The sequence below is a fragment of the Nitratireductor aquibiodomus genome (assembly GCF_900105565.1).
GTDB lineage: Bacteria > Pseudomonadota > Alphaproteobacteria > Rhizobiales > Rhizobiaceae > Nitratireductor > Nitratireductor aquibiodomus.
The window spans coordinates 1522006-1546502 of the sequence record NZ_FNSL01000001.1; the positions used below are offsets into that span (position 1 = coordinate 1522006).

The 24497-nt window shown below is 59.8% G+C and carries 19 protein-coding genes; 6 read left to right on the forward strand and 13 right to left on the reverse strand.

Annotated features, from left to right (window positions below; translation table 11 throughout):
- Positions 1 to 3: 3 nt before the first annotated feature.
- The 7 genes from BLW55_RS07320 to BLW55_RS07350 form a co-directional block, all read right to left on the reverse strand.
- Entirely contained in the window at positions 4 to 963 is a 960-nt protein-coding gene (locus BLW55_RS07320; RefSeq protein WP_090327852.1) for a branched-chain amino acid ABC transporter permease, read from the reverse strand.
- Between the two features lie 19 nt (positions 964 to 982).
- Entirely contained in the window at positions 983 to 1807 is an 825-nt protein-coding gene (locus BLW55_RS07325) for an ABC transporter ATP-binding protein (protein WP_090327855.1), read from the reverse strand.
- The gene (locus tag BLW55_RS07330; protein ID WP_090327858.1) at positions 1804 to 3780 is read right to left on the reverse strand and encodes an AMP-binding protein; all 1977 of its coding nucleotides are present in this window, start codon (positions 3778 to 3780) and stop codon (positions 1804 to 1806) included. Before BLW55_RS07330 ends, BLW55_RS07325 begins: the two co-directional genes overlap by 4 nt.
- A gap of 277 nt (positions 3781 to 4057) precedes the next feature.
- Positions 4058 to 4732 (reverse strand): Crp/Fnr family transcriptional regulator, encoded by a 675-nt coding sequence (locus BLW55_RS07335; RefSeq protein WP_007008842.1) that lies wholly within the window; start codon positions 4730 to 4732, stop codon positions 4058 to 4060.
- Between the two features lie 61 nt (positions 4733 to 4793).
- The gene (locus tag BLW55_RS07340) at positions 4794 to 5579 is read right to left on the reverse strand and encodes an N-acyl amino acid synthase FeeM domain-containing protein (protein ID WP_025030469.1); all 786 of its coding nucleotides are present in this window, start codon (positions 5577 to 5579) and stop codon (positions 4794 to 4796) included.
- Between the two features lie 164 nt (positions 5580 to 5743).
- A complete protein-coding gene (locus BLW55_RS07345) occupies positions 5744 to 8092 on the reverse strand; it encodes a putative bifunctional diguanylate cyclase/phosphodiesterase (RefSeq protein WP_007008843.1) in 2349 nt (782 codons plus the stop codon).
- A gap of 49 nt (positions 8093 to 8141) precedes the next feature.
- Positions 8142 to 11639, reverse strand: coding sequence for an indolepyruvate ferredoxin oxidoreductase family protein (locus tag BLW55_RS07350; protein WP_280140490.1), 3498 nt, complete (start codon positions 11637 to 11639; stop codon positions 8142 to 8144).
- A 429-nt stretch (positions 11640 to 12068) separates the two neighbouring features.
- Here BLW55_RS07350 and BLW55_RS07355 point away from each other — a divergent pair, with 429 nt between their 5' ends.
- Together BLW55_RS07355 and BLW55_RS07360 are read left to right on the forward strand one after the other, a co-directional pair.
- The gene (locus BLW55_RS07355) at positions 12069 to 12641 is read left to right on the forward strand and encodes a TRAP transporter small permease subunit (protein WP_090327863.1); all 573 of its coding nucleotides are present in this window, start codon (positions 12069 to 12071) and stop codon (positions 12639 to 12641) included.
- Positions 12641 to 14032: a TRAP transporter large permease gene (locus BLW55_RS07360; RefSeq protein ID WP_090327867.1), complete on the forward strand. Its 1392-nt coding sequence runs from the start codon at positions 12641 to 12643 to the stop codon at positions 14030 to 14032. Before BLW55_RS07355 ends, BLW55_RS07360 begins: the two co-directional genes overlap by 1 nt.
- Before the next feature lie 67 nt (positions 14033 to 14099).
- On the opposite strand, the gene BLW55_RS07365 is transcribed toward BLW55_RS07360, so the two are convergent.
- The gene (locus tag BLW55_RS07365) at positions 14100 to 15194 is read right to left on the reverse strand and encodes a TRAP transporter substrate-binding protein (protein ID WP_090329920.1); all 1095 of its coding nucleotides are present in this window, start codon (positions 15192 to 15194) and stop codon (positions 14100 to 14102) included.
- A gap of 346 nt (positions 15195 to 15540) precedes the next feature.
- Between BLW55_RS07365 and BLW55_RS07370 the strand changes: the two genes are divergently transcribed.
- Entirely contained in the window at positions 15541 to 16149 is a 609-nt protein-coding gene (locus tag BLW55_RS07370; protein ID WP_007008848.1) for a TRAP transporter small permease subunit, read from the forward strand.
- Entirely contained in the window at positions 16142 to 18001 is a 1860-nt protein-coding gene (locus tag BLW55_RS07375; RefSeq protein WP_090327870.1) for a TRAP transporter large permease, read from the forward strand. The genes BLW55_RS07370 and BLW55_RS07375 overlap by 8 nt, the downstream gene beginning before the upstream one ends.
- A gap of 67 nt (positions 18002 to 18068) precedes the next feature.
- Here the strand turns inward: BLW55_RS07375 and BLW55_RS07380 are convergent, their stop codons facing one another.
- The gene (locus BLW55_RS07380) at positions 18069 to 19175 is read right to left on the reverse strand and encodes a TRAP transporter substrate-binding protein (protein ID WP_090327872.1); all 1107 of its coding nucleotides are present in this window, start codon (positions 19173 to 19175) and stop codon (positions 18069 to 18071) included.
- 269 nt (positions 19176 to 19444) lie between these two features.
- Between BLW55_RS07380 and BLW55_RS07385 the strand changes: the two genes are divergently transcribed.
- Positions 19445 to 20218, forward strand: a complete 774-nt coding sequence (locus BLW55_RS07385) for a gamma-glutamyl-gamma-aminobutyrate hydrolase family protein (RefSeq protein ID WP_090327875.1) — start codon at positions 19445 to 19447, stop codon at positions 20216 to 20218.
- Here BLW55_RS07385 and BLW55_RS07390 read toward each other — a convergent pair whose 3' ends face one another.
- The 4 genes from BLW55_RS07390 to BLW55_RS07405 form a co-directional block, all read right to left on the reverse strand.
- A complete protein-coding gene (locus tag BLW55_RS07390; RefSeq protein WP_090327877.1) occupies positions 20219 to 20620 on the reverse strand; it encodes a hypothetical protein in 402 nt (133 codons plus the stop codon).
- Between the two features lie 133 nt (positions 20621 to 20753).
- Positions 20754 to 21707, reverse strand: coding sequence for a 2-hydroxyacid dehydrogenase (locus BLW55_RS07395; RefSeq protein WP_090329921.1), 954 nt, complete (start codon positions 21705 to 21707; stop codon positions 20754 to 20756).
- 84 nt (positions 21708 to 21791) lie between these two features.
- Positions 21792 to 22811: a LacI family DNA-binding transcriptional regulator gene (locus BLW55_RS07400; protein WP_025030476.1), complete on the reverse strand. Its 1020-nt coding sequence runs from the start codon at positions 22809 to 22811 to the stop codon at positions 21792 to 21794.
- 241 nt (positions 22812 to 23052) lie between these two features.
- The gene (locus BLW55_RS07405; RefSeq protein ID WP_007008854.1) at positions 23053 to 23529 is read right to left on the reverse strand and encodes a MarR family winged helix-turn-helix transcriptional regulator; all 477 of its coding nucleotides are present in this window, start codon (positions 23527 to 23529) and stop codon (positions 23053 to 23055) included.
- A 172-nt stretch (positions 23530 to 23701) separates the two neighbouring features.
- Here BLW55_RS07405 and BLW55_RS07410 point away from each other — a divergent pair, with 172 nt between their 5' ends.
- Complete coding sequence (locus BLW55_RS07410) at positions 23702 to 24466, forward strand: creatininase family protein (RefSeq protein WP_025030477.1); 765 nt, start codon at positions 23702 to 23704, stop codon at positions 24464 to 24466.
- Positions 24467 to 24497: the final 31 nt, after the last annotated feature.

Sequence of the window (24497 nt, forward strand, 5' to 3'; positions counted from 1 at the left end):
GGATTACACCCGCTCGATGATTTTTTCGCCAAACAGCCCCTGCGGGCGGAAGAGAAGCACGAGCAGCGCCAACATATAGGCGAACCAGGCTTCGGTGTTGCCGCCAAGCAGCGGCTGGCCCCAATAGATCTCGAAGAGCTTTTCCAGAATGCCGATGGCCAGCCCGCCGATGATCGCGCCCATGACGCTTTCCAGACCGCCGAGCATGAGCACCGGCAGCGCCTTGAAGGCGATCACCTCCAGCGCAAAGGACACGCCGGCCCGCGCACCCCAGACAATGCCCGTGGCAAGCGCGATGACACCGGCAATGAACCAGACGATCACCCAGATGGTGGAAAGCGAAATGCCGACCGAAAGGGCCGCCTGATGGTCGTCGCCAAGCGCGCGGATGGCACGGCCGATCTTGGACTTGTTGAGAAAAACGAGAAGGGCCGCCACCAGCACCATGGCGCCGATCACCGCCGTCAGGTCTTTCTGCTCGATGGAGACGAAGCCGCCAAAGGGTTCGAACACGATGCTGCCGGTGGGGATGAAAAGCTGCTCGGTGATCATCACCTTGTTCTCGCCGCCGAAGATTAGTTCGCCGAAGCCGATCAGGAACAGGGTGATGCCGATGGTGGCCATGAACAGGATGATGTCGGGCTGGTTCACCAGCGGCCGCAGCACCACGCGCTCGATGGTCATGGCAAGAACCAGCATCACGGCCAGCGTGAGCGGCAGCGCAAGCAGGGCCGGCACGCCCTTTTCATAGAGGCCCACCAGCGTAAGCGCGGCGAACACCACCATAATGCCCTGCGCGAAGTTGAAGATGCGCGAGGATTTGTAGATCAGCACGAAACCAAGCGCGATCAGCGCGTAGAGCACCCCGCCGACAAGCCCTTCCCACAGAACCTGAAGCAGGAAATCCGGCGCCGCGGCCATGTCCGCGAAGGGCTTTACGAAAACATCGTTCAAGAATTCCATGCGTTCCTCCCCTCGCCACCTAGTGCGGCACGCCCAGATAGGCGTCGATCACGTTCTGATTGTTCTTCACCTCGTCGGGCGGACCGTCGGCGATCTTCTTGCCGTAATCGAGCACGACCACACGGTCGGACAGGTCCATGACCACGCCCATATCGTGCTCGATCAGCGCGATGGTCGTGCCGCGCTGCTGGTTCACGTCGATGATGAAGCGGCTCATGTCTTCCTTCTCCTCAAGGTTCATGCCCGCCATGGGCTCGTCGAGGAGAAGAAGGGTCGGCTCCATGGCAAGCGCGCGGCCAAGCTCGACACGCTTTTGCAGGCCATAGGGCAGCTTGCCCACCGGTGTGCGGCGAATGTACTGGATTTCCAGAAAGTCGATGATCTCCTCGACCTTCTCGCGATGCTCGATCTCTTCGCGCAGCGCCGGCCCGCGCCACAGCATCTGCCAGCCGATGTTGCGCTTCATCCTGACCGAGCGGCCGGCCATGATGTTGTCGAGCGTGGACATGCCCTTGAAGAGCGCGACGTTCTGGAAGGTGCGGGCAATGCCCTGCCCCACCGCCTGATGCGGTTTCATGGAGCGCCGCTCCTTGCCGCGAAAGATGATGGTGCCTTCCTGCGGCGTGTAGAACCCGTTGATGACGTTGAGCATCGAGGTCTTGCCGGCGCCGTTGGGTCCGATGATGGCGCGGATTTCGCCTTTCAGAACGTTGAGCGAAATGTCGGTGATCGCCTTCACACCGCCAAAGGAAAGCGAGACGTTCTTCACGTCGAGCAGCACGCCGCCCCTGGCGATGCCATCGTCCGGCGCGGTGAGTTGGTTGGGATCGGGACGCGGGTTCATTCGGCAGCCTCCCGGACATTTTCGGCCGGAACCGCGTGAATCTCCGCATCGACGATCTGAACCGTGGCGCGGATGATGCCCTTGCGGCCGTCCTCATAGGTGACCTGCGTTTCCACGAACTTCTCCGACGAGCCATCGTAAAGCGCCTCGATCAGTTCGCCATAGCGCTCGGCGATGAACTTGCGGCGCACCTTCTGGGTGCGGGTCAGTTCGCCATCGTCGGCGTCCAGTTCCTTGTGCAGAACGAGGAAGCGCCTGATCTGCGACGCCGCCATCAGCGGCTCGCGGGCGAGCCTGCGATTGGCCTCGTTCACATGCGCGGCGATGGTCTCATAGACGCGCGGATGCCCGGCCAGTTCCTGATAGGACGCGTAGGCGATGTTGTTGCGTTCGGCCCAGTTGCCGACCGCCTGCAAATCGATGTTGATGAAGGCCGCGCAGAACTCGCGCCCATGTCCAAACGCCACCGCCTCCTGAATGTCGGGGAAGAATTTCAGCGTGTTCTCGATGTATTTCGGCGCAAACAGCGCACCATCGGAAAGCTTGCCGACATCCTTGGCCCGGTCGATGATCTTGAGCTGGCCGTCCGTATCGAAGAACCCGGCATCACCCGTATGCACCCAGCCATCTTCGGTTTTGGTCTCGCGGGTGGCCTCGTCGTTTTTGTAGTAGCCGACGAAAACACCAGGCGAACGGTACATGACCTCGCCGCTCTCGGCGATACGGATTTCCACTTCCGGCGATGGCAGGCCCACCGTGTCGGGACGGATTTTCCCATCCTCCTGCGCAGTGATGTAGACGGTGGCTTCCGTCTGGCCGTAGAGCTGTTTCAGGTTCAGACCGAGCGAGCGGTAGAAGGAGAAAAGCTCCGGCCCGATGGCCTCGCCCGCCGTATAGCCGACCCGCATGTTTGAAAAGCCCATGCGGTTTTTCAGCGGGCCATAGACCATGAACTCTCCGAGTCCGTATTTCAGCCGGTCGAGAAGACCGACCTGCTCGCCGTTCAAAATGCGCTCGCCCACCTTTGCAGCATGGGCGAGGAAATAATCGAACATCGCCTTCTTGAGTTTTCCGGCATCCTCCATGCGCACCATGATCGAGGTCAGCATGGCCTCGAAGACGCGCGGAGGCGCGAAAAAATAGGTCGGCGCGATCTCGCGGCGGTCCTCGTTCACCGTTTCGGGGCTTTCGGGACACGCGACACAGAAGCCAGCCGTGTAGGACTGGGCGTAGGAGAACAGGTGATCGCCCACCCATGCCAGCGGCAGATAGGCGATGATCGTCTCGTTCTCGGTCAGATTGTCGAAGGCGTTGCCATTGATGGCGGAGCGCACGAAATTGTCGTTCGACAGCATCACGCCCTTGGGGCGGCCGGTGGTGCCGGATGTGTAGAGCATGACCGATAGATCGGGGCCACGCCCCTTTTCGATCTCTGCCAGCCAGTTGGCATTAGCCTCCGGTTCCTCGGCGAAACGGCGCAAGCCCATCTCGCGCACGCCATCATAGGCATGAAGATGGGTGTGGTCGTAGTCCCTCAGACCGCGTTCCTCGTCATAGACGATCTCGGTCAGGAGCGGCACCTCTTCCGAGATGGAGAGCACCTTGTCGACCTGCTCCTGATCCTCCACCACGGCGAAGGTGACCTCGGCATGGCTGAGCACATAGGCCATCTCTTCGGCAACGGAATCCGCATAGACCGGCACCGGCACCGCGCCCAGAGACTGGGCGGCGGCGAATGTCCAGTAGAGCCTTGGCCGGTTGGAGCCGATCACGGCGATCTTGTCGCCGCGCTTCAGGCCGATCGACTGGAGGCCGAGCGCGAACGCCCGCACTTCCTCAAGCTGCTCCGCCCAGGTCCAGCTTTGCCAGATACCATAATCCTTGAACCGCATGGATGGCCGGTCGCGAAACCGCTCCGCGTTCAAAAGCAGATATTTGGCGAACGTATCCTTAGACGCGTCAGTATGCGCCAAGTCGCTTACCTCCCACTGTCAGCGTTTGACCGCTGTTTTTCCGGCTCCTCCCAGAACCGGGTCTTGATTGGCTTGAGGGTTCCACGAAACCCGAAGCCATTCAACACGCCCCTTGACAGACAGAGGCGCTATTTGTCTTTATAGTGGAGGAAGTTTATGCGCAGTCGACGGTCTTTCCGAAGCGCGAAACACACCTTTCAGACCAAAGTCTAACCTTGTTGCGATGCCTCGGCGCGAGCGTTTCCCTTGCTGCGGCAGGAGCCCGAAATGCGGGTTTTCAGACCTCGTAGTGGCTCAATGCCTCGGCATCGACAACCGTTATGCGGCCGTGCTCCGCCTTCAGGAGCCCTTCATCCTCAAGCGCACGCAGGGCACGATTGACCACCTGCCGCGAAACACCGGCCAGAAGGCCCAGTTCCTCCTGGCTGATCTCTATCGTTGTTCCAGCACGCGGATAGAGCGTGCGATTGAAAAACCAGGAGAGGTTGCGCGCAACCCGGGCCGTGGGCCCGAGAATGCGATCATACTCTATCGTCGCAATGAACTGACCCATGCGCTCATTGAGCTGGCGCACCAGGAAGCGGTTGAAACCGGTGCTGTTCTCGTAGAGCCACAGAAAGCTCGAGCGTGAAAGCATGGCAAGCCGCGTATCGCGGATCGCCACAACATCGTACTGGCGCGGTTCGTTCTTGAGCACCGACCCCTCACCGAACCAGCCGCCATCCGTCACCCCCGCAAAGGTCATCGCCTTGCCGGCGGCGGAAATGGCGCTGATCTTGATGAGCCCCTCCACAACACCGGTCCAGTGATCAAGCCGGTCACCCCGGTGGCAGATATAACTGCCTTTGGAAAACAACCGCTCCGTCAACCCGCGGCGCGCCCGGTCCAGTTCGTCGTCCGTGAGCTCGGCAGCCCAGATGGCCTCCCCGGCAATGTCGCGTTTTGTAGTCATGCCTATTCGATAGCCCGACAACCTGTCAGCGACAAGCAGCGATCCCGTCAGAGCATCCGGGTCAGGCAGCGTGCTGCAGATATTTGGCTGTCGGTAGAATGGTGAGCGGCGCCGATATTCCAGACGCCGTGCGCTCGAACAGCATTCTCTGCTCCGATCGCGTAGAGAGGAAGAAAGGGAACCGCTCGACAATGGGGCCGAATTCCCGGGCACAGACCCCGCCGAACAACATTAACGGTATGCTTATCGGCGGATAGGCACGCTCGGGGCTCATCTGACGGGCACCAAAGATCCGCCGATAGAAAGCCGTGTGCTCCTGGCGAATGAGACAGGCGCAATAGGTCGAACGGAAATATTCGTAGGCCGCGATCACCAGGCGCAGCGAGACATAGGGAAGAGCCCGGTATTCGCGCGCGAGATCAGGATCGGCAGCGAGCATGCTTGGATTGATACAGGTGTCGCCCTGCTCGATCAGCGGGGACATGACGTCGCCGAACCCTTTCGTCACCGGACCGAGCGGGTTTTCCCGGTCGATCTGATGCAGACGCACCGTACTGACGAGGCGTTTGTCTATATAGACGGCGAAGTTGTAGCAGTTGGGAAGATCGTCGAGATCGTCCTTGACGATCTGTTGCCCAGTCTGGGGCACAAAGCCGTGCGCCCGGTAGGAACGGTACCGCAGATGAAATATCTCTTCTCGGTCTTCGCCAGATTCGCACCGTCGGTATTCGGTGCGCTCCAGAAGTGCCATCACGCCATCTATGAAGCTTGAGGACTTCTTGGCCGGGTCGCGAGCAAAGCGCTCTGCCCCCGGTTTCAGGCCGACCAGGCCGGTACTCGTGACCATTGCCGCATGCCCCACGTCGACTTTTACTACCTCTCGTACAATACAAGCGTAATCGCCTGACGAGCGATGTAAAGCTGAAAGTCGTATGAAACTTGTTTAGGTTTTATTAACCTTAACAGAAGGTTTCTACGCGTTCACCTTGCATATAGGGAATGTGCGAAAAGTCAGATGGATGCGCGCGCTTTGGCGGAAATCTGCCCGGGTGCGTAAGGCTGCTTCATTTCAGCCATGGTCTCGATGCCGGATGCCGTCAAGGCGGGGCCGAAGAGAAAGCCCTGAAGGAGATCGGGTTTGACCGCGCTTTCAAGCAGCTTCAGCTGATCGAACCGCTCGACACCTTCAACGGTGACCGCAAGGCCCAGCTTGCGCGAAAGATCGACCACACCCTGCAGGAGGTGAAGCGACCGCTCTCCCTCCTTCAGATTGGCGACGAAACTTCCGTCGATCTTGATTTTGTCGAGCGGCAGGGTGTGCAGGTAGCTCAGCGAGGAATAGCCGGTCCCGAAATCGTCCAGCGCGATGCGCACGCCGAGCTTCTTCAGCGTGTTGATGTAGCGGACCGTCGCCTCCGTATCGTTAAGGAGTGCGGTTTCGGTGACCTCGATCTCGAGACGGTCGGGCTTCAGGCCTGCCCCGTCGAGCGCTCGTTCCACTTTGCCGATCACTTCATCAGAACGAAAATCCTTGGCCGAAAGGTTCACGGACACCCCGACATGCTCCGGCCATTTCGCGCACTCTTGGCAGGCCGCTTCAAGAACGATCGTGCTGATCTCGGAGATCAGACCCATTTCCTCCGCAAGGGGGATGAAGATCGCCGGCGATACAAGCCCGAGTTCCGGATGGTCCCAGCGGCACAGGGCTTCACAGCTCGAAACACGCATGGTGGCAGCATCGACGATCGGCTGGTAGACGACACGCAGATTGCGCGCTTCGATGGCACTGCGCAGGTCAGCCTTCATCACCTGCCGATTGCGGAAGGCGACATCCATCTCCGTTTCAAACAGGCTCCAGGCGTTCTTGCCGAGTTCCTTGGCTCTGTAAAGTGCCAGATCCGCCTTGACGACCATCGAGTCCACATCGCCTGACCGCACCGGCACAACCACCGCCCCGCCACTCGCCTGAATGCGCATGGCATGGCCGGCCACGTCGACTTCACCGGCAAGAGAGGCAAAGATCTCCTCGAACTGCCGGGAAAACTCGCCTTCGTCGGTCACCCGGTTGAAGTAGATCATGAATTCATCGCCGCCGAACCGACTGATGCGAACATTCGGGCTCTCGAACGCGGAGAGACGCTCCGCCACGGCATAGATCAAACCATCACCGACCGGATGACCCAGAGTATCGTTCACGGTCTTGAAATCATCGAGGTCGAGAACGCCAAGTCCGCAGAGCCTGTCCTGATCGCCCGCCGCCATCGCTTCAGTGACCTTCTCGTGAAAATAGGCGCGATTGGGCAGGCTGGTGAGGCTGTCATAACGCGCCATGAAGCGGATTTTCTCCTCCGCCTCGACGCGGCTCGTGACCTCTTCGAAGGTCAGAACCCCCACCTCGTCATGCCCTTCACGGGCAGCGAACTCAAAATGCCGGCCATTGGTCATGCGTAACAGGACCTTGCGGTTGCGGCCTTCGCGCAAAGCCCGCGAAAGCTGCTCCTCGGCATAAGCATAATCGCGCTCCGAAAGAAGGCCGCTCGCCACACCGCGCATCAAGAGCGATTTCAGCGTCCGGCCCAGCATCTGCTCGGAGGACTTGAACCCGAGCATCTCCGCCGCCTGGGTGTTGCTCACCACCACGCGTTCCTCATTGTTCAGCATGAGCAGACCGTGGTGCATGGTGTTCAGCGCGCGGTCGAAGCGCTGCGCCAGCCGTGTGGAGCGCTTTTCCTCGCTGATGGCGGTGAACAGGACCGTGCGTACGAGATCGGCCATCTTGGTCACGACCAACATGAACGGTGCGATGAAAAGCCCAAGCACGAAATGATAGAAATCGCCCTTCAGCATCAGACCGAGCGTCATCGGGAACACGATGGTCAGCGTCAGGATCGACACCATCTTGTGGGAGCCGTAATTGCGCCCGGCAATGGTGATTGCGCCGCTTAGAATGGCCGAAACAGCGGCGAGTTCGCTGAAATTGTCTTGCGACCACATGGTGGCAAAGAAGCCGAATGCCCCGACGACAAATCCGTGGATGCTACCCCACCAGAGATATCGGGCTTCCCAGGCGAGTGCGGACGGATAGTCGGAGATCAGCGCATGATCGACGCGCGTAATCTTGAAGTAGCGCCAGACGCCGGCAATGAACATGGCCGGCCCGAAGACGAGATAGGCCCCCTGACCTGTCTTGTAGTATAGTAAAAGAGCAATCAGGCCGTAGCAGGCCGCGCCAACGGGGAGCACGCCGACGTCCTGAAACAACGAACGGATGTACCCAACGTAGACGTCTTCCGGAATGCTGTTTTTGCTGTTTTTCACCGCACGAGCCCGATTGACGGGCAAGATATGCCACAACAGCATTAAGAAAGGTTTAGTGAAGTTTTCTCGCCTCTGCCCTAAAGAAAGCCGGCTACTCCGCCGCTTTCAGAACAGGACCCGCCCTGTCTCCGTCTTCCAGACGCCGAACAAGCCTCGCCCGCTCCTGCGCCGCTTTCTCAGCATTGGCTTCCTTGATGTGACCATAGCCGCGAATGAGCGCCGGCACCGATGCCAGTGCCGCCGCAGCATCCGCCCGTTCAGGAGAAAGCAGCGCCTCGATGCGATCGAGATCACCTTCATATTCGGTGAGCAGGCGCCGTTCCATCCGGCGTTCTTCGGTGCGGCCGAAAAGGTCGAAAACCGTGCCCCGCAGGCCACGCATGCGCGCAAGTAGGCGAAAGGCCGACATCATCCAGGGACCAAAGCTCGACTTTCGCGGATGCCCTGCGGCGTCACGGCGACCGAGAACCGGCGGGGCAAGATGAAACTCAAGGCGATCAAAGCTCTCGAATTCAGCGTTAAGCTGGCGCCTGAAGGAGCCGTCCGTGTAGAGACGCGCCACTTCGTATTCGTCTTTTATGGCCATGAGCTTGAAAAGATTGCGTGCTGCAGCTTCCGTCACCGTGGTGGAACCCGGCACAGCTTTTTCTTCTTTGGAACGCAAACGGGCGATGCGGCTGCGATAGCGCTCCGCATAAGCCTGGTTCTGGTAGCTAGCCAGGAACGTCGCACGCCGGTCGATGACCTCATCGAGCGTCTGCGATACGGGCTGCCGGACATCGCCATTTGAGGATTTTGCGACCAGCCGGCTCACAAAATCGGCGTCATGCGCCGCGCGGCGTCCCCAGCGGAACGCCGAAACGTTCATGGACACCGCCTGGCCATTGAGCCCAATCGCCTTTTCGATGGCTTCAGCCGAAACCGGCAGCCCGCCGAGCTGATAGGCCATGCCAAGCATGAGCATGTTTGCGCCCACGGAATTACCGAAGAGGACGCTCGCGGTTCGCGTCGCGTCGAAGAAATGCGCCCTGTCTTCGCCGACGGCCGCGCGGATCGCCTTTTTCAGGCGCTCTGTGGGAAGCGAGAAATCGGCTGAGCGGGCGAAATCTCCCGGCATCACTTCCGCGGTGTTGGCCATGAACAGGGTATGCCCTTCACGGGCGGCTGCGAGAACCTTCTTCGCGCCGGAAACCACCAGGTCGCAGCCAAGAACGAGATCGGCCTCGCCGGCGGACACGCGGATCGCGTGAATGTCTTCCGGCGTCCCGGCGACACGCAGATGGGTGAAAACCGCTCCGCCCTTCTGCGCCAGCCCCGCCATGTCGATGATGCCTGCGCCCTTGCCTTCCAGATGCGCAGCCATGCCGACGATCGCACCAATGGTGACAACGCCGGTGCCGCCTATCCCGTCCACCACCGCCGACCAGCCTCGCGCGAGATCGTAAAGTTTCGGCTCGGGAACGCCTTCCAGCGGATCGTTGGCGCCCGTCGCGCCTTTCGCCTTCTTCAGCTTGGCACCGTGCACCGTCACAAAGGACGGGCAAAACCCGTTCACGCAGGAAAAATCCTTGTTGCAGCTGGACTGGTCGATGCGGCGCTTGCGACCGAATTCGGTCTCCTGCGGCTGGACCGAAACGCAGTTCGACTTGACCCCGCAGTCTCCACAGCCTTCGCACACGAGTTCGTTGATGAAGACGCGTTTGTCCGGATCGGGGAACGTCCCGCGTTTACGCCGGCGTCGTTTCTCGGCTGCACAGGTCTGATCGTAGAGCAGGACTGAAACGCCCTTTACCTCGCGCAGCTCGCGCTGCACCTGATCGAGATCGTCACGGTGGTTGATCGTCGTGCCCTGCGGGAAGTTGACAGCGCCGGCATATTTTTCCGGCTCGTCGCTCACGACCGCGATGCGCTGCACGCCTTCCGCACGCACCTGATCAGCGATCATGTCAACGGTGAGGTCACCTTCATGCGGCTGGCCGCCCGTCATGGCGACCGCGTCATTGTAGAGAATTTTGTAGGTGATGTTTGCGCCCGAAGCGCGCGCAAAGCGGATCGCCATGGAACCGGAATGATTGTAGGTGCCATCGCCGAGATTCTGGAAGAAATGCTCTCGGCTGGAAAACGGTGCCTGGCCGATAAACTGCGCGCCCTCGCCGCCCATGGCCGTGAAGCCGACATTGGACCGGTCCATCCAGGTGGCCATGAAATGGCAGCCAATGCCGCCACCTGCGATCGAGCCCTCGGGAACATTGGTCGAGGTATTGTGCGGGCAGCCCGAGCAGAAATAGGGCGTGCGGCCTGACACGTCCTGCGTATCCGCAAGCATTGCCTGAAACTGGCGCAGCCGCGACACATGGGCCGCGATCTCTTCCGATGGGCCGATGATCCGCAGGATCCGCTCGCCGATGGCGATGGCGATCTCATTGGGATCGAGCGCTGCCGTGGGCGCAAAAAGGCGCCCGCCCTTCTCATCCACCTTGCCGATGATTTCCGGCTGATTGGCCGTACCGTAAAGGTTCTCGCGCAACTGCACTTCGATCAGCGAACGCTTTTCCTCGACCACGATCACCATGTCGAGGCCGCGCGCGAATTCGCGCATATGCTCCACGTCGAAAGGCCAGGGACAGGCCACCTTGAAGAGGCGAATGCCAAGCTGGTTCGCCCGCGCTTCGTCGATCCCCAGATCGTCCAGCGCCTGCCGCGTGTCGAGATAGCTCTTGCCAAGCGTGACAATGCCGATCTTCGCCTTCGAACCGCCGGAATAGATGATGCGGTTGAGATTGTTTGCCTGGACGAACGCAGCGGCGGCGGCGCGCTTGAAGTCGTAGAGCCGCGCTTCCTGCCCGAGCATGTTGATCTCGTTGCGGATGTTCAGACCGCCGGGCGGCATTTCGAATTCGGGAGTGACGATGTTCAGCCGCTCAAGCGACACATCCACGGCGGCTGTCGATTCAATGTTGTCCTTGACGCATTTGATGGCCGTCCAGGTGCCGGCAAAACGCGACAATGCATAGCCATAAAGACCGTAGTCTATGAGTTCCTGAACGCCGGCCGGGTTCAGGATCGGGATCATCGCGTCAACGAAAGCGAATTCGCTGGCATTGGCGACTGTTGAGGATTCGGCTGTGTGGTCATCGCCCATGAGCGCGAGCACACCGCCATGTTTCGAAGAGCCCGCATGGTTGGCGTGGCGAAAAACATCGCCGGAGCGGTCTACGCCCGGGCCTTTGCCGTACCAGACGCCGAACACCCCGTCATATTTGCCTTCACCCAGAATCTCGGTCTGCTGCGAGCCCCAGCAGGCGGTTGCCGCCAGTTCCTCGTTCAGGCCGGGCTGGAAGATCACATTGGATGCTTGGAGCTGCTTTTTCGCTTTCCAGAGCTGCTGATCGAGCCCGCCAATGGGCGACCCGCGATAGCCGGAAACGAAACCGGCAGTGTTCAGCCCCGCACGTCGATCACGCTCACGCTGCATCAGGAGCATCCGGACGATCGCCTGCGCGCCGGACACGAAGATGCGCTCCTTCGTTAAATCGAACTTGTCATTAAGCGTGACGTCGTGAAGCGTCATATTTGCATTCCTCCTCAGCGGATCACGGTTGGAAACGTTTCCGCAAGGGTAGTTTTCTATTCGCCCGGCATCCCGTCAAACGAATTTGCGGGCTCCACAACAATGCGCAACGCCAACACAAACACGGCATTTCCGAGGACATTTTATTAGCCGGGCCGCATGAACGGCGCACGAATCTGACCGGAGTATACCTGCCTGCTCCCCGAACGCAGCAGCCAGTCCGGCATATTCACTTCATAATTTAGGTTCGAAAGGCAAAAAGGCGACTTTTCCCGCACGGTTACTTTTTCGCCAGAAACAAAGCTGCTAATCAGGCGCTGCCTGGTTAACAGGTTGAAGGGCAGGACAGGAAACAACTTCCGCCCGCATCGGGGAAATGCAAGAGGGCCTCATGGCACACCATCACGCGCCGCTCGCCGTGCGCGCCAACGGCGGAGGTAACTGACCGTGCGCGCAATCGCTTTTCTGGTCCGCATAATCAGCGGCCTGAATGCCCTTGTCGGCAATATCTTTTCGTGGCTGTCACTGGCCATCGTCCTGGTGTGTTTCACCGTCGTCGTGCAGCGCTACGTCTTTGCGACGAGCTTTGTGTGGATGCAGGACCTCTATATCTGGCTGAACGGAGCGATGTTCACCGCCGTCGCCGGCTTCGCACTTCTGCGAAACGACCATGTGCGGGTCGACATTTTCTACCGGCCGGCGAGCACGCGGCGCAAGGCAATCGTGGATCTGGCTGGCGTGGTCCTGTTCCTGATGCCGTTCTCCTGGGTCGTGTTCTATTACGGATGGAGCTTCGTCAGCCGCTCCTGGCGGCTGGGTGAAGCTTCTGCCAATGTCGGTGGCATGCCGGGGCTTTTCATCCTCAAGGGTTTCATCCTCGGCTTTGCCGTGCTGCTCGCCCTGCAGGGCATTGCCATGGCGCTGCGCTCGATCCTTGTCCTCAGCGGCAATGAAACCCTGCTGCCGGCGAAACTGAGATACGAAACCAATGACGAAGAGCAGCCGGAGGCGAGCGACTGATGGATCCGGTTCTGATTGGCGAGCTCCTTTCGGGGCTCATGTTCTTCGGCATTATCGGCTTTCTTCTTCTGGGCTTTCCCGTCGCCTTCACGCTGGCCGGCGTGTCGCTCATGTTCGGTCTTGTCGGCATATGGTTCGGCGTTTTCGACCCGTCGAATTTCGGCAGCCTGGCAAACCGCTATATCGGCTACATGACCAATGAAGTGCTGGTGGCTGTCCCGCTCTTCATCTTCATGGGCGTGATGCTGGAACGTTCCAAGATCGCCGAGCAACTGCTTCTCACCATGGGCAAGCTGTTTGGCAATCTGCGCGGCGGGCTTGGCATGTCGGTCATCATCGTCGGCGCGCTTCTGGCCGCATCGACCGGCGTGGTGGGTGCCACCGTCGTGACCATGGGCCTGATCTCGCTCCCGGCAATGCTTCGTGCGAACTACGATCCGAAGCTTGCGACCGGCGTCATCTGCGCCTCCGGCACGCTTGGACAGATCATCCCGCCCTCCACCGTTCTCATCTTCATGGGCGACATGCTTTCGGGCATCAACGCGCAGGTGCAGATGGCGAAGGGCAATTTCGCCCCGGTTCCCGTATCGGTGGGCGACCTCTTCGCCGGCGCACTTCTTCCCGGTGTGCTTTTGGTCGGGCTTTATCTCGGATGGACGCTTCTCAAGGCCATCTTCGACCCTGCCTCCTGCCCCGCCACGCCGGTTCCGCCCGAAGAGAAGAAGGAGTTGATGGGCGAGGTCGCCGTCGCGCTCTTACCCCCGCTCCTGCTGATCATGGCCGTTCTGGGATCCATCCTCGGCGGCATCGCAACGCCGACAGAAGCCGCCTCCGTGGGCGCCGTCGGCGCCATGGTGCTTGCCGCCTTCCGCTGGCGGCTTTCCTTTGCCGTTCTGCGCGAAACGGCGATCGCCACCGCCTCCATCACCTGCATGGTGTTCATCATCCTGTTCGGCGCCTCGGTGTTCTCCATCGTCTTCCGTCTCATGGGCGGCGACAATCTGGTGCATGAGTTCCTCGCCAACCTGCCGGGCGGCACGCTGGCGGCCGTGGCCGTGGTCATGCTGATCATGTTCCTGCTGGGTTTCATCCTCGACACGTTCGAGATCATCTTCATCGTGATCCCGATCACCGCACCGATCCTGCTGGCCCTCGATGTGGACCCGGTCTGGCTCGGCGTTCTGGTCGGCGTGAACCTGCAGACAAGCTTCCTGACACCGCCCTTCGGCTTCGCGCTGTTTTATCTGCGCGGGGTCGCACCGGGTTCCGTGAAAACGTCGATGATCTATAAGGGAGTACTGCCTTTCGTGCTGCTGCAACTCCTGGCCATCGCCATCATGTTCATGTTCCCTGAGATTGCTACCTGGCTTCCGAGAGCGATCTACAGCTAGGATCCAGACACCAGAAAACAAAAAAGCCCGGCTCGATGCCGGGCTTTTTCGTCGACCTCAACCGAGATCAGATCGAGAAGTATTTCTTGCGAGCCTCGACGAAAGCACCGTCCGTGCCTTCCGTGCGGGTGCGCAGGATGTTGAGCGACTCGATGAAGCTCTCTGTCGTCTTCTTCGTCAGCGCATCGCCGGAATCCCGCAGCTCGCCGAGAATCTCGGCCGCTGCCTTCGCACCTGCCTCAACGATATCGTCGGGGAACTGTCGCACATTGACGCCGTGCTCGTCGACCAGTGTCTTCAGAGCACGCGGATCATTGGCGTAGAAGTCCGAAGCCACCTGATCATATTCCGCCTGGCAGACATCCTTGACGATCGCCTGCAGGTCGGAGGGCAGCTCCTGATACTTGGACTTGTTGACCACCAGCTCGGTTGCCAGACCCGGCTCCACAAAGCTCGGGAAGTAGTAATTCTTGGCAACCTGGTAGAAACCGAGCGCCAGATCGTTGTAGGGACCGACGAACTCGGCCGCATCGAGCGTGCCCGACTGGAGCGCCTGGAAGATTTCGCCGGCAGCCATGTTGGTCACCGTCGCGCCAAGCTTCTCCCATACCCGGCCGCCGAGGCCCGGCGTGCGGAAGCGCAGACCTTTTACGGAATCGAGACCCGTCAGCTCCTCGCGGAACCAGCCACCGGCCTGTGTGCCCGTATCGCCGGACAGGAAGCCCTGAACGCCGAACTGGTCGTAAATCTCGTCCCAGATCTCCTGCCCGCCCATATAGCGGACCCATGCCGCCATTTCACGCGAGGTCATGCCGTAGGGCACACCGGTAAAGAAGGACAGGGCCGGGCTCTTGTTCTGCCAGTAATAAGCCGCACCATGGCTCATCTCGGCCGAACCGTCGATCACGGCATCGAGCGACTGCAGCGGCGGAACGAGTTCACCCGCCGAATAAACCTGCACGGTCAGCCGACCGTCCGAAGCCGCCGTGATGCGATCTGCAAGCCGCTGGGCGCCGACACCCAGACCCGGAAAATTCTTCGGCCACGTGGTGACCATGCGCCAGGTCTGGTTGCCCTGAGCGATCGCAGGCGTGGCTAACGCAGCAGCGCCCGCCCCGGCACCGGCCAGTCCCGCTTTCCTGAGGAAAGAACGACGATCCATGAATACCTCCCAAAAGAACATCAAGCGAAAAAAAGGGCCGCAGAACGGCCTCTTCGACTTTTCTAAAGCGCCGGCAACATCCTTTCCGGCGCAGCGGAAACTTATCAATACACGCACAAACACAACTGTCCAGACCACGACATGCAGGGGGTAACGATTTGGGACCTGTGTCCGAGCTGGCCGCTTTTTCACCCTGTTGCGACTTCCTGACTTCCCATAGTGCCGTGCCTGCGTCTTCAACGTCGACTTTTGGCTCACTTGAAGGCAGGCTGCAGATGCAAGACAAAGCATAAGGCCCGAGAATCACAAAAACGATCCGGGGGGAACACATTGCTGGGAGGAAAGCATGGCGGGGCTTCTTGGCCTTTCGCGCCTGATTGACGCTATTAATCAATTCATCGGAAAGCAGGTTTCATGGCTGATCCTGGTTGCGGTGCTTGTGTCCGCTTACAATGCCATCATCCGCTTTCTGGGAGACGGCCTGCCCGCCTACCTGCCGATACCGAGAGCCTCCAACAGCCTGCTCGAACTGCAATGGTACCTCTACGGCACCGTGTTCCTGCTGGCCTCCGCCTATACGCTGCAGCGCAATGAGCACATCCGCATCGACATCGTTTCGAGCCTGTTCACGAAGCGGACCCGGGACTGGATCGACCTTTTCTGCCACGTCTTCTTCCTGCTTCCATTCGTATCGCTGATCGTGTGGCTGAGCTGGCCCTGGTTCCAGCGCTCCTTCATCTCGGGCGAGATTTCCGCCAATGCGAGCGGCCTGATCATCTGGCCCGCCAAATTCATGGTCCTCGCCGGCTTCATCCTTTTGACGGCGCAGGCCGTCTCCGAGATCGTCAAGCGATACGCGGTCCTGCGCGGTCTGATCGACGAACCGAACCCGCAGCATGAAATGCATCCGGCCGCAGAAGCCGCCATTGAGATGGAGGAGAAGCGCGATGATTGACCTGATCGCGCACAATCTCGCGCCCATCATGTTCGTCACCGTCATGGCGATGCTGCTGATCGGCTATCCGGTTGCCTTCACACTGGCTGCCGGCGGCCTCCTCTTCTTCGTGATCGGCGTTGAGCTCTCACATATCTCCAGTGAAATCCGTCTTTTCTGGCCGCTCCTGCAGTCGCATCCCGAACGCATCTACGGGATCATGTACAACGACACGCTGCTCGCCATTCCGTTTTTCACCTTCATGGGGCTGATCCTGGAGCGATCCCGGATGGCGGAAGACCTGCTTGACACGATCGGCCAGCTCTTCGGGCCGGTGCGTGGCGGGCTTGCCTATGCGGCAGTGCTGGTGGGCGCCCTCCTCGCCGCCACGACAGGAGTTGTCGCCGCCTCGGTGATCGCGATGGGCCTCATCTCGCTGCCGATCATGATGCGGTACAATTACAATCGCGGCTTTGCCACCGGCACCATCGCCGCGTCCGGAACACTGGCGCAGATCGTCCCCCCGTCGCTCGTCCTGATCGTGATGGCCGATCAGCTCGGCCGTTCTGTGGGAGACATGTATGTGGGCGCGCTTCTGCCGGCCCTTGTCATCATCGGCGCCTACTGCCTGCTTGTCTTTGCCGTCACCATCATCAAACCGCACTGGGCTCCGGCCCTGCCGCCGGAAACACGCACGCTCGGCGGTGGCGTGACCTCTCTGGTCCTCCTGCTGGTTGCGTCAGTCGGCATCTATCTGGCCACATATCACACCGTTTTCGCCGAGATGCGCAGCGAGGTCAGACTGGTCTGGGCGGCCACGACGGCAACGGTCTTCGCTCTCGCCCTCAGCCTTGCCAATCGCCATCTGAAACTGAACATTCTTTCGCGGCTCGCCGAGCAGGTGGTGATCGTGCTGATCCCGCCCCTGGCGCTGATCTTTCTCGTCCTTGGAACCATCTTTCTCGGCATCGCCACACCAACCGAAGGCGGCGCCATGGGAGCGACCGGCGCACTCGTGCTGGCCCTGGTCAAGCGCAGGCTGTCCTTCTCGGTCCTCAAACAGGCGCTGGACGCCACAACGAAACTTGCCGCCTTCGTGATGTTCATCCTGATTGGCGCGCGTGTCTTCGGCCTGACCTTCTACGGGATCAACGGCAATGTCTGGATCGAGGAGCTTCTTCTGGCGCTGCCTGGTGGCGAAATCGGCTTCCTGCTCACCGTCACCGTCATCGTCTTCATTCTCGGCTGTTTTCTCGACTTCTTCGAGATCGCCTTCATCATGGTCCCGCTCCTGGTGCCCGCCGCGGAGACGCTCGGCATCGACCTGATTTGGTTCGGCGTCATTCTTGGCATCAATCTGCAGACATCGTTCCTGACCCCGCCCTTCGGCTTCTCGCTGTTCTATCTGAGATCGATCGCGCCGATGAAGGAGTGGAAAGACGAAGTTTCCGGACGCATCCTGCCCGCCGTCAAGACGACGGAGATCTACAAGGGCGCCATCCCCTTCATCATCATCCAGTTTCTGATGATCATACTGGTGATTGCGTTTCCCGGCCTTGTCACGCATTACAAGCAGGAGAGCACCGTCAATCCGAACGAGGTTGAGATCACCATTCCCACCTTCGGTGGCGGCAGCGACGGAGGACCAGCATTCGGTCTGCCGGGCGGACTGAGCGGCTCCCCGTTCGGTTCACCACCCACAACCTCTCCAGGCGACGGAAACGGGCAACAGAACAACGGATTGCAGCTGCCAGGCATCGGCGGCCTGCCACCGCTGGGCACGCAGCCCGGTGACGCAAGTGACGCCCCGGGCGAAACGCCACAGGAGCAGCCGGCAGCCCCGGATCTGAGCCAGCCGCCGAGTTTTGACTGACACGGCAAGACCGCAAAAGAAAACCCCGGAGCAGCACTCCGGGGTTTTCTGCAGTTTGAGGGACAGATCAGAGTTTACCAGCGCGCTGCTGGATCATCATGAATGTGTCAAACGTATACTCGGACAATTGCGCCCAGAGATACGCATCCTTCTTGAACGCCAGCTGATTGTCGTAGATCTTCTTGAAGGTGGGATTTGACGCGTTGATCTCGTCATAGGTTTCCATCGCAGCGTTGTAGCACGCCTCGAGGATTTCCTGACTGAACGGGCGGAGCTGCGCACCATCTGCCACCAACTGGCGCAAAGCCGCCGGGTTCTTGTAATCGTAGCTCGCCATCATGTCGGCATTGGCTGCACGACAGGCCGCATCGAGAACCGACTGATAGGCTGCAGGCAGTTCATCCCACTTTGCCTTGTTGAACATGGCGTTCAGGACCGGACCGCCTTCCCACCATCCGGGATAATAGTAGTACTGGGCGACCTTGTTGAAGCCGAGTTTCTGGTCGTCATAGGGACCGACCCACTCGGTTGCGTCGATCGTGCCTTTTTCGAGCGCGGGGTAGATATCGCCGCCGGCGATCTGCTGGGGAACCACACCGAGCTTCTCGATGATCTTGCCGCCCATGCCGCCAATGCGCATCTTGAGGCCCTTGAGATCGTCAACGGTGTTGATCTCCTTTCGAAACCAGCCGCCCATCTGCGCACCGGTATTGCCGCACGGAAGAGTGTGGAGCCCTTCAGTGTGGTAGAACTCGTTCAACAGCTCATTGCCGCCGCCATAGTAAAGCCAGGCGTTCTGCTGGCGATAGTTGAGCCCGAACGGGATGGCTGTGCCCAGCGCGTAGGTCGCGTCCTTGCCCCAATAATAATATGACGCCGTATGCGCCATTTCGACGGTGCCGGCAGCCGCCGCATCCGCCGCCTGAAGGCCGGGCACGATCTCGCCGGCTGCGAAGACCTGAATCTCGAAATTGCCGTCCGTTGCCCCTTTCACGAATTCGGCCATTGTTTCGGCTGCGCCATAGATCGTGTCCAGCGCCTTCGGGAACGAAGACGTGCAGCGCCATGTGATCTTTGGCATTGACTGGGCTATGGCGGGTGAGGCCAGCGCCGACGCAGCGGCAACGCCCGTTCCTGCCATGCCTGCCTTCTTGAAGAAGGTTCTGCGGTCCATATGTTCTCCTCCCATTCTGGAACCGTCTGCCGCAGTGCCTTTGGCACCCGGCTTCATGCCGGCTTCGCCGCCCCCACGCTGTTTGCTTTTATCGGGCACCGAAAACCACTGGTATCAATGCATGCATGGCGGCCCAAGTCCAGCGCGCGACCCCTGTTCTGCGACCAATGTCGAAGGCCCAACGAAATCCCGAAACTGCCCATTGGAAAGGCGCGCGAAATCTCTACATTCCCATCTCTGAGAGCGACCGCCAGAAAACGGATTTTCGAATGCGCACCCCACTGATAGCCGTCTCGACGGATGCAAAGGATTTCGAGAACTACACGTGGCATGCCACCCCACAGCCCTATCTCGACGCGGCCGTCTCCACCGCCGGCTTGCTGCCGGTGCTGCTTCCCTCGCTCGGCGACAGGCTCGATCTGGACAGCCTGCTGGAGACCATAGACGGCGTGCTCGTGACGGGATCGAGGTCAAACGTCTATCCTGAACTCTACGGTGGGGAAGCCAGCGAAGAGAACGGTCCCTACGACCATGCCCGCGACGCCACCACCCTCCCCCTCATCCGCAAGGCCATCGAGAAGGGTGTGCCGCTGCTGGCCATCTGCCGCGGGATCCAGGAACTGAACGTGGCGCTCGGCGGAACGCTCGCAACGGAGATTCACGAACGCGAAGGGGCTTTCGATCATCGCGGTCCGCAGGATGCCGGTCACGACACCCGTTTCGCCATCCGCCAGACGGTGAAGGTGGCGCCCGGCGGATGCCTCGCACGCATATTCGATACGTCGGAAGTCCGTGTGAACTCAGTCCACAGACAGGGCGTGGATAGGCCCGCTCCGCGTCTTCAGGTCGAGGCAGTGGCAGACGATGGCACAGTGGAGGCCGTCTCCGTGAAGGAGGCGCCGGGCTTCGCTGTCGGTGTTCAGTGGCACCCCGAATACTGGGCGCACAGGGACGATTCCTCGGCACGGATCTTCAGGGCGTTCGGCGAAGCCGTCCGCCTACACGCCGCAGCCCGCGAGAGAGCGGGCATCGCGGCTGAGTGATCAGTTTTCCCGATACAGGCTGAGCAGGGGTGTACGCGGGCGCAGCGATTCATAGGCTGCGCCATCGCCCGGATAAAACTCCACCAGCGCCTCGCCTGCCGCCGACACGAAGACAACCGTCCCGTCAGGCCGCTCCTCCCAGATGCGGGCATCCACAAGACGCGGCAGTATCCGAGCACAGCTTCGGTCGAGATCAAGCTGTGCGCTTCCCTCTCCCGGCGAATGGCGCACACGACAGTCCTCGTTGACACCGATACCCGTCAATATGAACTCGGAAGTGGCTGCAGGGCCAGCCTCCTCTGGTTCCGGACCCGGGGCGTTACCCGTCGCCCCCTGATCGGAAAAATAGCCGAGCGAGCCCACCAGCGCCAAGACCAGCGCCCCTGACACAACCAGTTTCATGAATTAGGAGCTCCATCGTCATCGGGATATCGTCCTGGGAGCTTCCATTTTTCTGGTTAATCGATTGCTAACGAGTACAACTTTAAGGCGTCCTGCACCCAGCCGCATTCAGGAACCTTGCGGCCTTTCAGCATCAACCGAGAGACTGCGAAACGCTCCGGCGCTTCACATGGCCGGTCTCAGGAACAGGTGTGATTGCGCGGTCCTGTGTGAACCAGGTGACAAGATTGTCGACCACCAGATCCGCCATAGCCTGGCGTGTCGCAACCGAGGCCGATCCCACGTGTGGCAGAAGCGATGCGTTCTCCAGCGCAATCAATGCCTCCGGCACATGCGGCTCGTTCTCGAACACGTCCAGTCCCGCCGCGAAGATCGTGCCACTCTGCAACGCCTGAATCAGCGCAGCCTCGTCTACCGTGCTGCCACGGCCGATATTGATGAAGACACCGTTTGCGCCCAGTGCCTCAAACACATCGGCATTGACGGCCCTGTGTGTTTCCGGCCCTCCGGGGGCGACACAGATCAGGGTATCGACGGCTGCAGCAAGTCCCGGAAGCGTATCGTGATAGACATACGGCACGTCATCGAGCTTCCGGCGATTGTGATAGGCGATCGGCAGACCAAAGGCGGCAAGCCGCTGCGCGATGGCGCGGCCGATGCGCCCCATGCCGAAAATGCCAACTGTCCGCCCGCGCAGCGAACCACGCGAAAAACGATAGGCCCCATCGCGCGCCCAGCGCCCCTCACGCAGCCATGTCTCCGCACGCGGCAGTTCGCGCAGCGTGTTGAGAAGCAGGCCCACCGCCGTGTCGGCGACCTCTTCCGTAAGAACGTCGGGCGTGTTGGTGACCATAACATCGCGGCGACCGGCATGCGCGGCATCCACCGCGTCATAGCCGACACCAAAATTTGCGATGATCTCCAGATGGGGCAATGCGTCTATAAACGCTGCATCAACCACCGTCATGGCCGCCATGCCGTGTACTCTTGCGGCCATCTCTTCCGTTACAAGAGCCGGATCTGCCTTGTCGAGCGTCACGAGCTCGAAACACCCGGCGATGCGCTCCCTCGCATGTGGATGCAGCATGCCCGGAACCAGGACGGCGATGTCTCGTGTTTCAGCCAAATCATTCCTCCCGATCAGATAAGCCGGCAAATTTATTGCAACAGATCAGCGCTCGACGGGCTTGCCCGTCGACTGGCGCACGTGAAGCTCCGGTTTGATAAGCTCCTGAGCCGGGTTCACCTCAGCCCCGTTCAATCTGTCGAGCAGAACGCGCGCTGCCCGACGCCCCACATCCCGCTGTCCGTTCCAGACGGTGGTCAGTGCGGGCGTGGCAATTGCCGCCTCTTCAAGGTCATCGTAGCCGGTTACAGAAATGTCGACGCCGGGCACCAGTCCGGCACGGGCAATGCCGTTCATGAGACCGATGGCCACGAGATCGTTCCAGCAGACCGCCGCTGTGGGCTTGTCCTTGAGTGCGAGAAACGCTCCCGCTATCTCGAAGCCGGCCTGCTTGGTGCGTGGCCCCGGAAACCGCCACTGCGGCTTGATCTCCAGCCCCGCCTTGCCCATCGCATCCACGTAGCCCTGATACCGGTCGCGGCCGGTCGATGTCTGGTCAGTGCCTCCGATCATGGCAATTCGCGTGTGTCCAAGCGAGATCAAGTGATTGGTCGCAAGCCCGGTGCCATAGGCATCGTCGCCACGAAACACCGGTACCCGCGCACCTTCGACGGATCGGGCGATTAACACTGTCGGCAAACCGTTTTCCTCCACAAGGCGAATATCCTGTGGCGGCGTACCGATAGCCGGCGACATGATGACCCCGTCGGCCCCCAGTTGCAAAAGCGTGTCGATGAACGTGCGCTGCTTTTCCAGCTGGTCGTAATGGTTGGATAGGAGAAAGGTCTGCCGCGACCGGTCAAGCTCGGTCTCGATCGAGCGGAGAATCTCGGCAAAGAAGGGGTTCATGATGTCGTGAACCACGACCCCGATAATGCCGGATCGGGAGGTCCGCAGGCTCGCTGCGCGACGATTGTAGATATAACCGATTTCGCGCGCATGCTCCTTGATCCGCTGACGCGTTGCATCAGCGACCAGCGGACTGTCACGCAACGCCAGAGAAACAGTAGCCGTTGAGACGCCGAGCGCCTCGGCGATGGTCGAAAGCTTGATCTTCTGCGCCAGCCTGAATTCCCCCAACGTGCCGATGGCCTTCACCACCGGGCGCAACGCGATCCATGATCGCTCCGTCTGCTCGTGCTGCGACGGGCCCGCAGTCGCACCCAGCTAAACTGTTTAAAGACCTGCTTACGCCACGGACGGCCAAAAGGTCAATCAGGATACGCGGCAGCAACGTCGCCTTTCAGCGAAATCGGCTCGGTTCTGCAGGAAACAGGCTGGACGATCAGATGCCGGGACTAAACACCTAGGCTTCAACCTCGATGCCATCTTCATCATCGACATCGTCAAAACTGGTGCCATTCAGATTCGCTTCGACTTTGAAGAGAAGGCGCGTCAAGACCTTCTGCTCTTTCTTGTCGAACCCTTTAAGCGCAATTTTTTCGGTCTTACGCACCGACTTCTCAATGGACCGGATGGCCTGCTCTCCCTCTTCGGTTAAGAAAACATACGCGCGGCGTCCGTCTTCCTCCGATAATCGCTTTTCAAGAAAGCCCTGATTCGTCAGTCGGTTGATGGTTTTGGTAATTGTCGGCGGTCGCACACCTAAAAGAGTGGCAAGCTGGCTGGGCGTCTGCCCGTTCTCCACCGATAACGCCAGCATTAACTTGTCTTGCCCCGCATATAGCCCATGCTCCAGAAGCCGCTCGGCCAGAGCGGTACGTGAAAGCCGAGCGGCCGACTGTAGCAAACCAATTGTCGCGCCCTTTACAGCTTTGGCCATAAAAACTCCCCTTTAGACATCCTCAACGATAAGATAGAACGCCCCTTGAACAAAATAGCTCTAACGAATCCCATTGCAACCATAGATTGCTCTTGCCCAGACAAATAATTATGCTCTACTTTCGTATAAAAGTTTTGCCCGGCAATTGTCTTGATACATCGCGAGGCATGCTGTGAACACACAAGAAAATAAACCTACGCCGGCAAAGAAAATTGCGATCCTGCCAATAGGAGCCACTGAACAGCACGGCCCTCATCTACCCCCCGAGACTGACTGGATCATTGCGCAAGGCATTGTAGAGGCAGTCAAAAGGGAACTTCCAGAAAATCTCGATACTGTTTTTCTTCCAGTCGAGAAGATTGGCTACTCAATCGAGCATTCAGATTCTTCTCAAACGCAATCCATGACATTCGAAGAGGCCGCCAATCGGTGGATCGGCATCGGGGAGGCCCAGTTCAGGGCCGGTCTGCGCAAACTCGTCATTCTCAACGCCCATGGTGGCAACTCACCATTGCTCACCATTGTAACGACTGAACTGCGCGTGCGATTCGGCATGTTGGCCGCTGCCACGAGCTGGACGCGCTTTGGTTATCCGCCGGATATCGTCTCCGAGGAAGAACGCGCTTTGGGTATCCATGGCGGATTTATCGAAACCTCCGTCATGCTGGCTCTGCGCCCCGACATGGTCGACATGCGAAAGGCAGCAGACTTCAAATCCGCCCAGGCCGATTTTTGCCGGGATTTCACACATTTGCGCGCTTATGGTCCTCATGCTTTCGGCTGGATGATGCGCGACCTCGCCCGCGAGGGCGTCACCGGCAACGCTGCCGGGGCGAGCGCAGAAGCAGGAAAACGCATCATCGCCCACAGCGTGACCGGCTTCCTGGATCTGCTCCACGATGTCGACCGGTTCGACCTGTCCCACTTCGAACACTGACCGTGCAATCGCCCGGACGCCGTCTTATATA

Excerpts from the sequence above, each read along its gene's own strand:
- BLW55_RS07320 (WP_090327852.1), bottom strand. The coding sequence starts at position 963 with ATGGAATTCTTGAACGATGTTTTCGTAAAGCCCTTCGCGGACATGGCC.
- BLW55_RS07325 (WP_090327855.1), bottom strand. The coding sequence starts at position 1,807 with ATGAACCCGCGTCCCGATCCCAACCAACTCACCGCGCCGGACGATGGC.
- BLW55_RS07335 (WP_007008842.1), bottom strand. The coding sequence starts at position 4,732 with ATGACTACAAAACGCGACATTGCCGGGGAGGCCATCTGGGCTGCCGAG.
- BLW55_RS07340 (WP_025030469.1), bottom strand. The coding sequence starts at position 5,579 with ATGGTCACGAGTACCGGCCTGGTCGGCCTGAAACCGGGGGCAGAGCGC.
- BLW55_RS07345 (WP_007008843.1), bottom strand. The coding sequence starts at position 8,092 with ATGCTGTTGTGGCATATCTTGCCCGTCAATCGGGCTCGTGCGGTGAAA.
- BLW55_RS07360 (WP_090327867.1), top strand. The coding sequence starts at position 12,641 with ATGGATCCGGTTCTGATTGGCGAGCTCCTTTCGGGGCTCATGTTCTTC.
- BLW55_RS07365 (WP_090329920.1), bottom strand. The coding sequence starts at position 15,194 with ATGGATCGTCGTTCTTTCCTCAGGAAAGCGGGACTGGCCGGTGCCGGG.
- BLW55_RS07370 (WP_007008848.1), top strand. The coding sequence starts at position 15,541 with ATGGCGGGGCTTCTTGGCCTTTCGCGCCTGATTGACGCTATTAATCAA.
- BLW55_RS07375 (WP_090327870.1), top strand. The coding sequence starts at position 16,142 with ATGATTGACCTGATCGCGCACAATCTCGCGCCCATCATGTTCGTCACC.
- BLW55_RS07380 (WP_090327872.1), bottom strand. The coding sequence starts at position 19,175 with ATGGACCGCAGAACCTTCTTCAAGAAGGCAGGCATGGCAGGAACGGGC.
- BLW55_RS07385 (WP_090327875.1), top strand. The coding sequence starts at position 19,445 with ATGCGCACCCCACTGATAGCCGTCTCGACGGATGCAAAGGATTTCGAG.
- BLW55_RS07390 (WP_090327877.1), bottom strand. The coding sequence starts at position 20,620 with ATGAAACTGGTTGTGTCAGGGGCGCTGGTCTTGGCGCTGGTGGGCTCG.
- BLW55_RS07395 (WP_090329921.1), bottom strand. The coding sequence starts at position 21,707 with ATGCTGCATCCACATGCGAGGGAGCGCATCGCCGGGTGTTTCGAGCTC.
- BLW55_RS07405 (WP_007008854.1), bottom strand. The coding sequence starts at position 23,529 with ATGGCCAAAGCTGTAAAGGGCGCGACAATTGGTTTGCTACAGTCGGCC.